15 protein-coding genes are annotated in these 13,316 nt (G+C 64.5%); 4 read left to right on the top strand and 11 right to left on the bottom strand.

The window, feature by feature from the left end; translation table 11 throughout:
• The 3 genes from dxs to H7225_RS06045 all read right to left on the bottom strand — a co-directional run.
• The coding region (gene dxs, locus H7225_RS06035) for a 1-deoxy-D-xylulose-5-phosphate synthase (protein ID WP_290659884.1) at positions 1–1,044 on the bottom strand (1,044 nt) is incomplete at its 3' end.
• 37 nt (positions 1,045–1,081) lie between these two features.
• Positions 1,082–2,011, bottom strand: coding sequence for a polyprenyl synthetase family protein (locus H7225_RS06040; protein ID WP_290659885.1), 930 nt, complete (start codon positions 2,009–2,011; stop codon positions 1,082–1,084).
• A complete protein-coding gene (locus H7225_RS06045; RefSeq protein ID WP_290659886.1) occupies positions 2,008–2,262 on the bottom strand; it encodes an exodeoxyribonuclease VII small subunit in 255 nt (84 codons plus the stop codon). Before H7225_RS06045 ends, H7225_RS06040 begins: the two co-directional genes overlap by 4 nt.
• Positions 2,263–2,509: 247 nt before the next feature.
• On the opposite strand from H7225_RS06045, the gene H7225_RS06050 reads away from it, so the two are divergent.
• Together H7225_RS06050 and H7225_RS06055 are read left to right on the top strand one after the other, a co-directional pair.
• Positions 2,510–3,634, top strand: coding sequence for an aromatic ring-hydroxylating dioxygenase subunit alpha (locus H7225_RS06050; RefSeq protein ID WP_290659887.1), 1,125 nt, complete (start codon positions 2,510–2,512; stop codon positions 3,632–3,634).
• Positions 3,635–3,644: 10 nt separating this feature from the next.
• Positions 3,645–4,568 (top strand): DMT family transporter, encoded by a 924-nt coding sequence (locus H7225_RS06055; protein ID WP_290659888.1) that lies wholly within the window; start codon positions 3,645–3,647, stop codon positions 4,566–4,568.
• A 29-nt stretch (positions 4,569–4,597) separates the two neighbouring features.
• Here H7225_RS06055 and H7225_RS06060 read toward each other — a convergent pair whose 3' ends face one another.
• Positions 4,598–5,368 carry a ZIP family metal transporter gene (locus H7225_RS06060; RefSeq protein WP_290659889.1) on the bottom strand — a complete coding sequence of 257 codons (771 nt, stop codon included), beginning with the start codon at positions 5,366–5,368 and terminating at the stop codon, positions 4,598–4,600.
• An 87-nt stretch (positions 5,369–5,455) separates the two neighbouring features.
• Here H7225_RS06060 and H7225_RS06065 point away from each other — a divergent pair, with 87 nt between their 5' ends.
• Entirely contained in the window at positions 5,456–6,994 is a 1,539-nt protein-coding gene (locus tag H7225_RS06065; protein WP_290659896.1) for a Ppx/GppA phosphatase family protein, read from the top strand.
• Here H7225_RS06065 and H7225_RS06070 read toward each other — a convergent pair.
• From H7225_RS06070 to ribD, 7 genes are all read right to left on the bottom strand, one after another.
• Positions 6,978–7,487, bottom strand: coding sequence for a TssQ family T6SS-associated lipoprotein (locus tag H7225_RS06070; RefSeq protein WP_290659890.1), 510 nt, complete (start codon positions 7,485–7,487; stop codon positions 6,978–6,980). The genes H7225_RS06065 and H7225_RS06070 overlap by 17 nt on opposite strands.
• 12 nt (positions 7,488–7,499) lie before the next feature.
• Entirely contained in the window at positions 7,500–9,005 is a 1,506-nt protein-coding gene (locus H7225_RS06075; protein ID WP_290659891.1) for a serine/threonine-protein kinase, read from the bottom strand.
• 31 nt (positions 9,006–9,036) lie between these two features.
• Positions 9,037–9,495 (bottom strand): transcription antitermination factor NusB, encoded by a 459-nt coding sequence (nusB, locus tag H7225_RS06080; protein WP_290659897.1) that lies wholly within the window; start codon positions 9,493–9,495, stop codon positions 9,037–9,039.
• Between the two features lie 77 nt (positions 9,496–9,572).
• Positions 9,573–10,037 carry a 6,7-dimethyl-8-ribityllumazine synthase gene (gene ribH, locus H7225_RS06085; RefSeq protein WP_290659892.1) on the bottom strand — a complete coding sequence of 155 codons (465 nt, stop codon included), beginning with the start codon at positions 10,035–10,037 and terminating at the stop codon, positions 9,573–9,575.
• Between the two features lie 57 nt (positions 10,038–10,094).
• Positions 10,095–11,210: a bifunctional 3,4-dihydroxy-2-butanone-4-phosphate synthase/GTP cyclohydrolase II gene (gene ribBA, locus H7225_RS06090; RefSeq protein WP_290659893.1), complete on the bottom strand. Its 1,116-nt coding sequence runs from the start codon at positions 11,208–11,210 to the stop codon at positions 10,095–10,097.
• Between the two features lie 71 nt (positions 11,211–11,281).
• Complete coding sequence (locus H7225_RS06095; RefSeq protein WP_290659894.1) at positions 11,282–11,917, bottom strand: riboflavin synthase; 636 nt, start codon at positions 11,915–11,917, stop codon at positions 11,282–11,284.
• Between the two features lie 39 nt (positions 11,918–11,956).
• Positions 11,957–13,093, bottom strand: a complete 1,137-nt coding sequence (gene ribD, locus H7225_RS06100) for a bifunctional diaminohydroxyphosphoribosylaminopyrimidine deaminase/5-amino-6-(5-phosphoribosylamino)uracil reductase RibD (RefSeq protein ID WP_290659895.1) — start codon at positions 13,091–13,093, stop codon at positions 11,957–11,959.
• Positions 13,094–13,212: 119 nt separating this feature from the next.
• On the opposite strand from ribD, the gene H7225_RS18320 reads away from it, so the two are divergent.
• Positions 13,213–13,316, top strand: a 104-nt coding sequence (locus H7225_RS18320) for a prepilin-type N-terminal cleavage/methylation domain-containing protein (RefSeq protein ID WP_366481295.1), incomplete at its 3' end; no start/stop codon positions are given.

The raw sequence follows: 13,316 nt of genomic DNA on the forward strand, positions 1-13,316 counted from the left end.
CATGGCGGGCGTGATGCCGACCAGGCGCGTGTCTTGCGCGGCCATGTCGCACAGCCACTGGCCGAACACCTGGGTGAACGTGGGCTTGGGCGGCTCGGCAGATGCTGCGGCCTTGACCAGGCCCACGGCCGGGTCGAACTTGCCGGGGCCGTGGTACGCGATGGGATCAGCCTCGGCCAGCTTGTAGCCATAGCCTTTCTTGGTGACCACGTGCAGGAACTGCGGCCCGCTCAGGTCGCGCAGGTTCTCCAGCGTGGGGATCAACGAGTCCAGGTCGTGGCCATCGATGGGGCCCACGTAGTTGAAGCCGAACTCTTCAAAAATCGTGGCCGGCACGACCATGCCCTTGGCGTGCTCTTCCAGCTTTTTCACCAGCTCAAACAGTGGTGGCGCATTGCGCAGCACCTGTTTGGCACCTTCGCGCGCGGCGGAATAAAAACGGCCCGACATCAGCCGTGCCAGGTAGCGGTTCAAGGCGCCCACCGGCGGCGAGATCGACATGTCGTTGTCGTTCAACACCACCAACACGTCGGCAGGACGGCCGTTGTGCGGCACGCCCGCGTTGTTCAGGGCCTCGAAGGCCATGCCCGCCGTCATGGCGCCATCGCCGATGATGGCCACGGCCTTGCGCGCTTCGCCACGCAGTTGCGCGCCCAGGGCCATGCCCAGCGCCGCCGAGATGGACGTGGACGAGTGCGCCGTGCCAAAGGTGTCGTACTCACTTTCGTCGCGGCGCGGAAAGCCACTCATGCCGCCCATCTGGCGCAAGGTGGGCATGCGGTCGCGCCGCCCGGTCAAAATCTTGTGCGGGTAGGTTTGATGGCCCACGTCCCACACCAGCCGGTCATTGGGCGTGTTGAACACGTAGTGCAGGGCGATCGTCAGCTCCACCGTGCCCAGGTTGGACGACAGGTGCCCCCCCGTTCGCGACACGCTTTGCAGCAGGTACTCGCGCAACTCGCCCGCCAGTTGTTTGAGCTCAAGGCGAGACAGGCGCCTGACATCGGCGGGTGTCTCGATCCTGGACAGCAGGGTGGAGGTCATGGTGGGCTTCCTTGGGGCGTGAATTGTTGTTGTTGGATCAATGGTCGCGGTGCACGATGCGCTCAGCCAGGGCGGCCAGGGCCAGGGTACGCTCAGGCGCCAGGCCACTGCCCGCCAGGGCATCCTGAGCCTGTTGGAGCAAGTGGTCAACCTCGGCGCGTGCCTGGGTCAGGCCCAACAGGCTCACGTAGGTGGGTTTGTTGGCGTCGGCGTCCTTGCCCGCGGTCTTGCCCAGCGTGTCGGACGGTTGCGTGGCATCCAAGATGTCATCCACGACCTGGAATGCCAGGCCCATGGCCTCACCATAACGGCTGAACGCCGCCCAGATCGGGCCGGATTCGTCGATGCCCGCGCTGGCCGCGCCCATTTGCACGCTGGCGCGCAACAAGGCGCCTGTTTTGCGGTGGTGCATGTCGCGCAAAGTGGTCTCGTCCAAGGCCATGCCAATGCTGGCCAGGTCAATGGCCTGCCCACCCGCCATGCCTGCCTGCCCGGCCGAACGGGCCAACAGGCGGCACAAACGGGCCTGGACCGGCGCGCGTATCACCAGATCGGCCGGGCAAACATCCGGCGTCAGCACTTCAAAGGCCAGGGCCTGCAGGGCATCCCCCGCCAACATCGCCCGGGCCTCGCCAAACTGCACGTGGACGGTGGGCTTGCCCCGGCGCAGCACGTCGTTGTCCATGCAAGGCATGTCGTCGTGGACCAGGGAATAGGCGTGGATCAACTCGACCGCACAGGCCGCGCGCAAGGCGGCGTCCTGGCCAGCAGATGTCTGCTCGGCCCCGGCGGCTTGCGCGGCAGCCATCACCAACAGCGCCCGCAGGCGTTTGCCGCCATCCAGCACGCCATAGCGCATGGCCTCGCCCAGACCGGCGGGGGCTTCGATGGGCACCCATTGGGCCAGCGCCGATTCCACATCGGCCAGCACCTGGGCCGACCAATCGGCGTAGGCCTGGGAGTTCATGCGGCGTCCCAGGGTTTGAGCTGGCCGTCTTCCAGCAATTTGACTTGGGCCTCGACCGCCTCCAGCCGTGCCCGGCAGAACTGCAGCAGCTGGGCGCCACGCCGGTAACTGGCCAACAGGCCGTCCAGGGGCAATTGGCCAGACTCCATCTGGCTCACCAGGTGTTCCAGTTCCGACTGAGCCTCCTCGTAAGTGGACGGCAAAGGCAGTGCTTGGGAGGAATCGACAGCGGGAGCGGGGGTTTTGGCCATGGTGTCGACCGGGCAAGCCCGGCGTGAGGGCAAACGTGTATTCTATTTCGCATCAAGGGCCAAAAGCAGCGCCCAAAACGCCCTGTGAAGTTCAGTGCGGCCCCCGGTCTGGGTGGTCTGTTGACCTTGTGCAACCCCACCATCCGCCTGGCGGGTACAATTTCGGGTTTTCCCCGTCATGAATCGGGGTAGCCCTCGGCCATGGCCGAGATTTGGTTGACATAGGTTTTTGGAGAACCTGGGGATCATGTCCGACCTGAGTCCTGCGCTCAATGCTCTCGCCCGCAGCCGCACACAGCTGCCTGTTTCCAGCTACTTCAACGAAGTACTTTATCAGCGGGAGCTCGAACGCATCTTTCAGTCCGGTCCTCGCTACCTGGGGCATGCCCTGTCGGTGCCCGAGGTCGGCGATTACTACGCACTGCCTCAAGAGAGCGAAGGCCGCATGCTCGTGCGCACTGAAAAAGGCGTCGAGCTGATCTCCAACGTCTGCCGCCACCGGCAGGCCATCATGCTGCGCGGGCGTGGCAACAGCCGCCACAACGTGGTCTGCCCCCTGCACCGCTGGACCTACGACCTGCACGGCCAACTGATCGGCGCACCCCACTTCGACCACGACCCCTGCCTGAACCTGAACAACTACCAGGTTCGCGACTGGAACGGCCTGATCTTTGAAGACAACGGCCGCGACGTGGCCGCTGACTTGGCCGGCGTGTCCCCGCGCTTCGCCCCCGGCGGTGATCTGGACTTCACCGGCTTCGTGCTCGACAAAGTCGAGCTGCACGAGTGCAACTACAACTGGAAGACCTTCATCGAGGTCTACCTGGAGGACTACCACGTCGGCCCCTTCCACCCTGGCTTGGGCAACTTCGTCACCTGCGACGACCTGAGCTGGGACATGGCGCTCGAATATTCGGTGCAGACCGTGGGCGTGGCCAAGAACTTTGACCGCCCCGGCTCGGCCACGTACAAGAAGTGGCACGACGTGGTCATGAAGCACGGCAACGGCGAAAAGCCCACGCAAGGCGCCGTCTGGCTGACCTACTACCCCACGATGATGGTGGAGTGGTACCCGCACGTGCTGGTGGTCTCGAACATGTACCCGCAAGGGCCGCAAAAAACGCTCAATGTGGTCGAGTTCTACTACCCCGAAGAGATCGTCGCCTTCGAACGCGATTTTGTGGAGGCGCACCAGGCCGCCTACATGGAAACCTGCGTCGAGGACGACGAGATCGCCGAGCGCATGGACGCGGGCCGCAAGGCCCTGATGCTGCGCGGCGACAACGAAGTCGGCCCCTACCAAAGCCCGATGGAAGACGGCATGCTGCACTTCCACGAGTGGTACCGCCGCACCATGGATTTCCGCGAGTGAACACCGCCCCGTGAACGCCCTTGTCAAGGTGGCCTCGCGTCAATCCGCCGCCGGGTTGATGGTGATCGCCACCTTGCTGTTCGCGGCAATGGGTGTGTGCGTCAAGAAGGCCTCGGTCGAGGTCAGCACGGGTGAAGTGGTGTTTTTTCGCGGGCTGGTCGGTGCCATGATGATGGCCTTGCTGGCCTGGCATCAACGCCTGTCACTGGCGACCACGGTGCCGCAATTGCACCTTTGGCGCGGCTTCGCGGGCGTCTCGGCCCTGAGCCTGTGGTTCTACGCCATCGCCCACATGCCGCTGTCCACGGCGGTGACCTTGAACTACATGTCCTCGGTCTGGATGGCCGTGTTCCTGGGACTGCGGCTGGCGTGGCGACGCTGGCGCGGCCTGCCGGGCAAAAGCATCCCGCCGTCCCTGCTGCTGGCGGTGGCGGTGGGCTTTGTGGGTGTGGCGTTGGTGCTGCGCCCTACCCTGCAGCGCGATCAATGGCTGGAAGGGCTGCTGGGCCTGGCTTCGGGCATGTTGTCGGCTTGGGCCTACCTGCAAGTGGCCAGCCTGGGCCGCACGGGCGAGCCGGAGCACCGCGTGGTGTTTTATTTTTCGCTGTTCGGCGCGGTGGCCGGCTTGTTGATCAGCCTGGTCGTGACCAGCACGGGCCAAGGGGTTTGGCACCCGCCCAGCACCATGGGTTGGGTCTGGCTGCTGGGCATTGGCGGCTTTGCCACCTTGGCCCAATTGGCCATGACCCGCGCCTATGCGCGCGGTCAGGCTTTGGTCATGGCCAGTTTGCAATACCTGGGCATTGCACATGCCTTCGTGCTGGGGGTGTGGATTTTTGACGACCCGGTGAATCCGCTGTCACTGGTGGGCATGGCCTTGATCGTGTTGGCGGGCATCGCGGCAGCACGGTCCAGCTCGGTGATCAAGGACTGAGCGGGGCGAGGGCTTCAAAGACAAGAAGCTCAATGCATGCTGTGCACGATGGTCCCAATCATCAGCAAGCCCACCACCAGCCAGAACAACTGCAAGAAGGTATCCCGCCAGCTCAGGCGCTTTTGCAACTGCGGGATCAGGTCGGCCACCGCCACATAGATGAAGCTGCTCGAGGCCACCACCATCATGTAGGGCAGGTAGTGCTGCCAGGGATCGATCAGCACATAGCCCAGCACACCGCCGACCACCGCTGCCAGGCCTGAAATCGCGTTGTAGACCAAGGCCCGCGTGCGCGAGAACCCCGCGTTCAGCAGCACGATGTAGTCGCCCACCTCTTGAGGGATCTCGTGCGCGATGATGGCCAGCGACGTCACCAGCCCCACCTGCGGATCAGCCAGGAAGGACGCTGCGATGATCACACCATCGCAAAAATTGTGGATGCTGTCGCCCACCAGCACGCTCCAGCCCCCACGCCCAGCCTGATCAGCATCGAAGCCATGGTGATGGTGGTGGTCGTCGTGCTCATGGTGGTGACCATGGCGGTACAGCTCGGCTTTTTCCAGCAGGAAGAAGAACATCAGCCCGACCAGCAAGGTCATGAACAAGGCATGCGGCGGTGCGGTGGACTCAAAGGCTTCAGGCAGCACATGCAGCAAGGCCGTGCCCAGCAAGACCCCGGTCGACAGGCTCACCAAATGGCGAACAATGAGGCTCAACAGAGGGGCCGAAAGGGCTGCGGCCAGCATCACGGAAGCCACGCCGCCCAACAAGGTGGCCAATACGATGTAAATCAAGGTCATCGCCGGATCTTAGCAATGCTGTCAACCGCCACGTCACACATTGCGAAGACAATGATCAATATGAACACGAACACCGCAGCCAAGACGATGCGAGCCACCTCTTTTCCCCTCGAAGCCAGTGAGTGGCCGCATTTGCTGGCCTCGATCGACATGGGCTCCAACAGCTTCCGGCTGGAGATCGCCGAGCTGAGCAAGGGCCGCTACAAGCGGATCGATTATTTGAAGGAAACCGTGCGCCTGGGCGCCGGCCTGGATGCCCAAGGTTTGCTGACCGAAGCCGCCACCCAACGCGGCCTGACCTGCCTGGCCCGCTTTGCGCAACGCCTGAAGGGCTTCGCGCCTTGGCAAGTGCGCGCCGTGGCCACGCAGACGCTGCGCGAAGCCCGCAACCGCGATGCCTTCCTGGCGCGCGCCGACCAAGTGCTGGGCCATGAAATCGAAGTGATCTCTGGCCGCGAAGAAGCCCGGCTGATCTACCAGGGCGTGGCCCGCCTGCAGCCCAGTGAGTTGCCGCGCCTGGTCATCGACATTGGCGGCCGCTCCACCGAGATGATCCTGGGCCACGGCCGCAGTGCCCTGCGCGCTGAATCGTTCCGGGTGGGCAGTGTCAGTCTGTCGATGGCGCATTTTCCGCAAGGCCGGTTCACGGCGCAGGCCTTTCGCAGCGCCCAGATCGCGGCGGGCGCCGAACTTGAAGAAGCCCTGACCCCCTTTGCCCGCGCCAACTGGCACGCCGCGCTGGGCTCATCAGGCACCGTGGGCGCCGTGTCCCAGATCCTGGTGGCCAATCAGATCAGCGATGGCAGCATCACCGCCGATGGGCTGCGCTGGTGCATGGAGCAGTGCCTGCAAGCCGGCTCAATGGACGCCCTGACCCTGGCCGGCCTGAAGCCCGAACGCAAGGCCGTGCTGGGGGGGGGCCTGTCCATCCTGTACACGCTGGCCATCCACTTCGGCATCGAATCACTTCGCCCCGCCAAAGGCGCCTTGCGCCAAGGCGTGATCTTCGACCTGGAAGAGCGCATCGAGGCCGCCAGCAATCAACGGCACCACGACCAACGCGACACCTCGGTGCGCGAGTTGCAGCGTCGCTTTCACGTGGATCTGTCGCAAGCCGACCGGGTCCGCCAAAGCGCCCTGGCCCTGTGGGATGGCCTGCATGAAGACGGCACCCATCAAGCCGACAGCGATGCCGTGCGCGAGTTGGGCTGGGCCAGCGCCGTGCACGAGATCGGCATGATGGTCTCCCACCACGACCACCACCGCCACAGCGCCTACCTGCTGGGCCACGTCGATGCACCGGGCTTTTCGCAATCGCAATTGCGCCACCTGGCTGGGCTGGTGCTCGGTCAGCGCGGCGAGTTGACCAAGCTGGCCGACCACCGGCAGGACACCGGCCTGATGAACCAGGTGTTGTGCCTGCGCCTGGCCACCATCCTGCACCACGCGCGCACGGCCTTGCCGGCCAAGGTGGCCCACTTGCTCACCGCGCATGGCAAAGCCGTGCTGACCTTGGAAGAAAATTGGGCCCAGCAAAGCCCACGCACCATGCACCTCTTGAACGAAGAGGCGCAGCGTTGGGCCAATCAGGGTGACCGCACCCTGGTCATCAAGGCTGAGGCTTGACGGCCGCGCCCTTTTTGGCTGGCGTGCTGGCCGGCTTGACCACGGGCAGCGCCTTGCGGTAGACCGGGCCCCACATGGGGTGCCCGGCTTCCGCCTTGCTCAGGGCAAAGCCGGGGTCCGCCGCCCTCGCGGCCTTGAAGGCCTTGGCGCAAGCGGTTTCGCGCCGGCTGGTGCAGTAGATGAAAGCCAGGTGCTTGTGTGCGGTGGCCACATCAGCAGGCACCGTCAAACCGGCTTGCAATGCCGTGTTGAACTGGGTCTCGGCGGTCGTGTACTGCGCCGCCTGGTAGGCTTTGAGGCCTTGCGCCAAAGCCGCATCTGCGGCCGTGACCACGGGCGTGGGCGCCGGGGCCGCCACCGGAACGGCGGGCGCAGAAGCCACCAGCTTGGGTGGTTGTGGCGCGTCCTTCGGGGGCATCGTGCAAGCGGACAACATCAGCACGGCCAGCAGGGTGGTCAGGCGATGGAAAGCGAAATGGGCATGAATGCGCATGGAGCCTCGGGGTCAGAATTGGTGGTTGATGCTGACCGGTGCGCCGGCCTTCACATCCACCGTCTTGCGCAGGGGTGATGCGTCGCCGTTGCGGATGGTCAAGGTGTGCTTGCCAACGGGCAGCTTGAGTTGCGTCATGGGCGGCGTCACGCCCAATGAGCGGCCACCTTCAAAAACTTCACCCCAGGGATTGATGGTCAGCTTGACGACGCCAGTGGGCAAGGCCACGGGCTTGTCGACGCTGGCTGCGGGCTCTGCCAACGGTTCAGGCGCAGACACAAACACCGGCACGATCGGCGTTGCGGTCGGCAACAACTTGGGCACGGCTGGCACCACCGCCACCACGGCCACCACGGCCACCACCGCCTCATCAGGCTTGGCGCTTGAGCGCTCCTGCCAGACAAACCAGCCCAAACCGCCCAGGGCGGTCAACCAACCGGCCGCCGCCAAAGACCACATCCAGGAGCGCGACACCTTCTGGCCGGACTTGCTCAAGACCGATCCGCGTGACGACGACGAGGCGCCAAACCCCGATTGCGGCACCTCACCTTGTTGGCTCAACCAATCGCGCAAGGCCTGCGACAAAGCGCGCGCCGAGCGCGTGCGCGTTGCGACATCACGCTCCATGGCCCGGGCCACGATCTCGGACAAGGCCTTGGGCACCTCGGGGTTGAGTTCATGCGGTGCAGGCACCTCGCCTTTCAACACCGCGCAAGCGATCTCGTCCAGGCTGTTGCCCGTGAAGGGTCGCTTGGTGGTCAACAGTTCGTACAGCACCACGCCCAGCGAGTAAACATCAGCCCGGCGGTCGGTCGGCTCCTGGCGCACCTGTTCGGGCGCCATGTAGTACGGCGATCCGCCAAACACTTCCTGGAAGCGGCTTTGCTCGTCATCCCGGCTCATGGACTCGGCCTGGCGAATGCGCGCAATGCCAAAGTCCAGCACGCGGGGCGAGGTGCGCCCCACCATGAAGATGTTGGCCGGCTTGATGTCGCGGTGAATCACGCCCTTGTGGTGCGCGTAGGACAAGGCATCGGCCACGCGCCGCACAATCAAGGCGGCCTGCGCCGGTGTGGGCTTCCACCCCAGGGTCAGCAGTTGGCGCAAGTCTTTGCCGCGCAACAGCTCCATGGCGATGTAGGTGCCCTGCTCGCTCAGGCCCGCGTCATACATCGTCACGATGTGCGGGTTGTTCAGGCTTCCGGCCGCCTTGGCCTCGTTCAGGAACAAAGCGTTGAACTGCTCGCGGTTTTCAGCGGGCAGATCCACGTTCAAGGTCTTGATGGCGATCAGGCGTGACAGCAGTGGGTCGTGGGCCGCGTAAACCGTGCCCAAGCCGCCCGCGCCAATCTTGTACTTCAGCGCATAGCGGCCGATGTGCCCGATGGTGGGCAACAACTCGGGCCGCTCCTTGGGGACTTCGCTGGGGTCGGATTCGGGCAGCGGACGCGTCTGCGCTACGGTGTCCGGATCGTCGACCGGCACGTGCTCGCCATCCTCGTCCAGGGGACGAGTCACTGCGGAGTTGAAGTCAGACGCGGCCACAGTGTCAGCGCGGCCCCGAGCGTGCGGTGCGCACTTCGTCAGGACGCAACACGGGCGCCAGGTGGTCCAACACGCCGTTCACGTACTTGTGGCCATCGGTGCCGCCAAAGCTCTTGGCCAGCTCGACCGCCTCGTTGATGGCGACCTTGTAGGGCACGTCCATGCAATGGGTCAGCTCGTAGGCCCCGATCCACAGCACGGCGTGCTCAACGGGCGACAGCTCTTTCACCGGACGGTCCAGGAACTTCGACAGCGCCTCGTCAAGCTGCGCATGTTGGTCGATGCAGCCGTGCAGCAAAGCGTCGTAATGCGCGCGGTCAGACTTGGCGAACTCTTCCAGCTCTCGAACGTGTGCATCGATGCTGCTCGCCTCACGGCTGTTCAGTTGCCATTCGTACAGGCCTTGCAAAGCAAACTCACGGGCGCGGCGGCGGGACGACTTGGCCCGGTCACGACCAGGCACCCCGCCCGCGTTTTTGCGGGCCGGGTGCGCGGCAGGGGATGCGCCAACGGCGTCGTCCTTGGGGATCTCGGGAGTGCTCACAGCAGGTCGTCCAGCAAATTGGCCATTTCAACGGCAACGCGGGCCGCGTCACGGCCCTTTTCTTCAACACGAGCTTCGGCCTGGGCCTGATCTTCCACCGTCAGGATGGCATTGGCAATCGGCAGGTGGTGGTCCAAACTGATGCGGGTCACGCCTGCACCACTTTCATTGGCCACCAATTCGAAGTGATAAGTCTCGCCGCGGATGACGCAACCCAGGGCAATCAGGGCGTCAAAACGCTCGCTGTCGGCCATGGCCTGCAAGGCGGTCGGCACCTCCAGGGCGCCGGGCACGGTCACGTGCTGGATGTGCTTGGCAACCACCCCCAGGGCGATGAGTTCGTTGATGCAGAACTCGGCCAATCGGCCGGTCAGATCTTGGTTGAAACGAGCCTGGACGATCCCGATGCGCAATTCGCGCCCCTCGAGTCGGCCGGCTTGTCCTTTGTCAGCGCCTTGCATATGGTGTGGTCCTGAAAAAGAGCGAGTGAAAAATCAAAAAAGAACGAAAAGAAAAAATCAGTGCGAGGGCGCCAGGGTTTGGCCATCGGCCGTGAGGAAGCCAGTGACCTCCAGGCCAAAACCCACCATGCTGGGCAGGCGTTGCTGGTTGCCCATCAAGCGCATGCGCTGCACGCCGAGCGAGCGCAAAATTTGAGCGCCCACGCCATAGGTGCGCAGGTCGGGCGGGGTGCGGGGGATTTCGCCGGGGTTGGCGGGCAACAGCCGGTCCATCAGCCGAACGGATTCTTCGCCCGCGTTGAGCAACACCACCACGCCACGACCAGCCTCACGCACCGTGGCCAAGGCCTTGGGCAGCGGCCACGAGTGGCTGGGGACGCCGGCGTCCAGCCAGTCGAGCACCGACAGGGGTTCGTGCACGCGCACCATCACCTCGTCAGTGCAGCTCCACTGGCCCAGGCTCAAGGCCAGGTGGATGCCGCCCATGCGGTCGCGGAACACCTTGGCGTCGAAGATGCCTTCGGGCGTCACCATGGCGCGCTCGCCCACGCATTCAATCAACGACTCGTTGCGGCTGCGGTACTCAATCAAGGCCGCAATGGTGCCAATCTTCAGGACGTGCTCTTTGGCGAAGACTTCCAGGTCCGGCAAACGGGCCATGGTGCCGTCGTCTTTCATGATCTCGCAGATCACCGAGGTGGGCGACAGGCCGGCCATGCCCGCCAGATCGCAACCCGCTTCGGTGTGACCGGCGCGCATCAGCACGCCGCCATCCTGCGCTTGCAAGGGGAAGATGTGGCCAGGCTGGACCAGGTCGGTCGCCTTGGCATCGCGCGCCACCGCGGCCTGCACGGTGCGGGCGCGGTCAGCGGCTGAAATGCCCGTCGTCACGCCCTCAGTGGCCTCGATGGACACGGTGAACGCCGTGCCATGTTTGGTGCCATTGCGCGTGGCCATCGGCGGCAACTGCAGTCGCTCGCAACGGTCGCGCGTCAGCGTGAGGCAAATCAGGCCACGGCCGAAGCGGGCCATGAAATTGATGGCCTCGGGGGTGACGTGGTCGGCCGCAAGGACCAGGTCGCCTTCGTTTTCGCGGTCTTCTTCATCCACCAGGATGACCATGCGACCAGCGGCCAACTCGGCGATCAGCTCAGGAATAGGGGATATGGGCATCCGACGATTGTAGGCGGGCGGGCCTGCTCGTTGCTGCGAAACACCGGGATAACCCGAGAAGAACCCCGCATTTATGACGCGATTCGACCCGCGCTGTTCAACATCCGCTCCACATAGCGGGCGATCAGGTCCACTTCCAGATTGACGGGCGAGCCCGCCTTGAGCTGGCCCAGGGCCGTGTTCTCCACCGTGTGCGGGATCAGGTTGATGCTGAACTCGGCCTGACCATCGGCCTGGTCCTCCACGCGGTTGACCGTCAAGCTCACGCCGTTGATGGTGATCGAGCCCTTGTAGGCCAGAAAACGCGCCAGGCTTTGGGGCGCGCGGATGCGCAACTCCCACGACTCGCCCACCGGGGCGAAGTGGCTCACCGTGCCCACGCCATCCACATGGCCAGTGACCAGGTGGCCACCCAGGCGGTCATGCGCACGCAAGGCTTTTTCCAGGTTCACGGGGCCCAGATCGCCCAAACCCACCGTGCGGGCCAGGCTTTCGGCCGACACGTCGATGGTGAATCGGGCGGCGGGCGCGTCGAAGGTCGTCACCGTCATGCAGGCGCCGTTGATGGCGATGCTGTCGCCCAGGCCCACATCGTCCACAAAGCCCTTGGGCGTCTGCAAGGTGAGGCGGCGCCCGTGGCTGGGGTCGGCCCCAAGCGCTTGTGATTCGATGATCTGGCCAACGCCAGTGATGATGCCGGTGAACATGGGTGGCGCAAAACCTGTGTGTGAGTGCAAAAAACCAGACTAGAAACGTTCGCGGCCCGGTGGCCGGGCGATCACTCGAAGGTCATCGCCCACCAGGGTCGCATCGCGGAATGACAGGCCCCAGGCGTCTGACAACTGCGCCAAAGGCGACAAGGCGGCCAGCCCACGGCCAGGCCCGATCAACTTGGGAGCAAGATACAACAGAAGCTCGTCCACCAGGCCTTGCTCAATGAAGGCGGCGTTCAATCGGGCGCCAGCTTCCACGTGCAGCTCATTGACGCCTTGGCGGGCCAGATCTTGCAGCACGAAGGGCAGATCGACTTGGCGCTGAGGGCTTTCAGGCGCGGTCACCAGTTCGGCGCCAGCGCCTCGCAAAGCTTGCTGGCGCGAGCGAGCCGCAGCATCACCTTCATCCGGCGCCAGGCCATAGATCAGCACCTTGCCGGGCGGTGCCAGCAGACGGGCCACAGGCGGCGTTCGCCATTGCGAATCAAGCACCACGCGTGACGGCTGCAACACCGTGGGCGCGTCTCGCACATCCAGGCGAGGGTCATCGTCCATCACCGTGCCAATGCCGGTGAGCACTGCCGACGCGCGAGCCCGCCAGGCATGGCCATCCGCCCGCGCCGCTGGGCCGGTGATCCACTGGCTTTGGCCATTGTCAAGCGCGGTGCGGCCGTCGAGAGAACCGGCCACTTTCAGCCGCACCCAGGGGCGATTTCGCACCATGCGGCACAAAAAGCCCAAGTTGAGCTCGCGGGCCTCTTGCGACTGCGGATCATCCGTGGGCAACACGTCCACGGTGATGCCCGCCACTTGCAAACGGCGCACGCCCTCGCCTGCAACCTGGGGATTGGGATCCAGCAAGGCGATCACCACGCGCGCCAAGCCTGCGGCCACGAACGCATCGGCGCAAGGCGGCGTGCGGCCGTGGTGTGAGCAAGGCTCAAGGGTGACGTAGGCGGTGGCACCTTGGGTCGGCAGCCCACGCGCTTGGCCATCGCGCAAGGCCATGACCTCGGCGTGCGGACCGCCGGCTTGCTGGGTGTGCCCGCGGCCCATCACCACACCTTGCGCCGACACCAGCACGCACCCCACCCGGGGGTTGGGATCGGACAGCCCGATGGCCTGGCGGGCCAGCGTCAAGGCTTGCGAAATGAAGAGCTGATCGGACATGCGCGTTACCACTTAGAGACGCCTATCTTGCCCGACAAAACGACCGCTGGTCAGGCGTTGCGCGCCGCGCGTCGGATGCCAACTGTTCACGAAAAGCACGGGCGGGCACAATCCAAAGCATGAATAAACGTGCATTTCGACACACAAACATCAGGGGCAAGGGCTTCACGCTGGTGGAGCTGATGGTGACGGTTTCTATCTTGGCGATTTTGCTGGCGATTGG

Source organism: Aquabacterium sp. (assembly GCF_014378415.1).
GTDB lineage: Bacteria > Pseudomonadota > Gammaproteobacteria > Burkholderiales > Burkholderiaceae_C > Aquabacterium.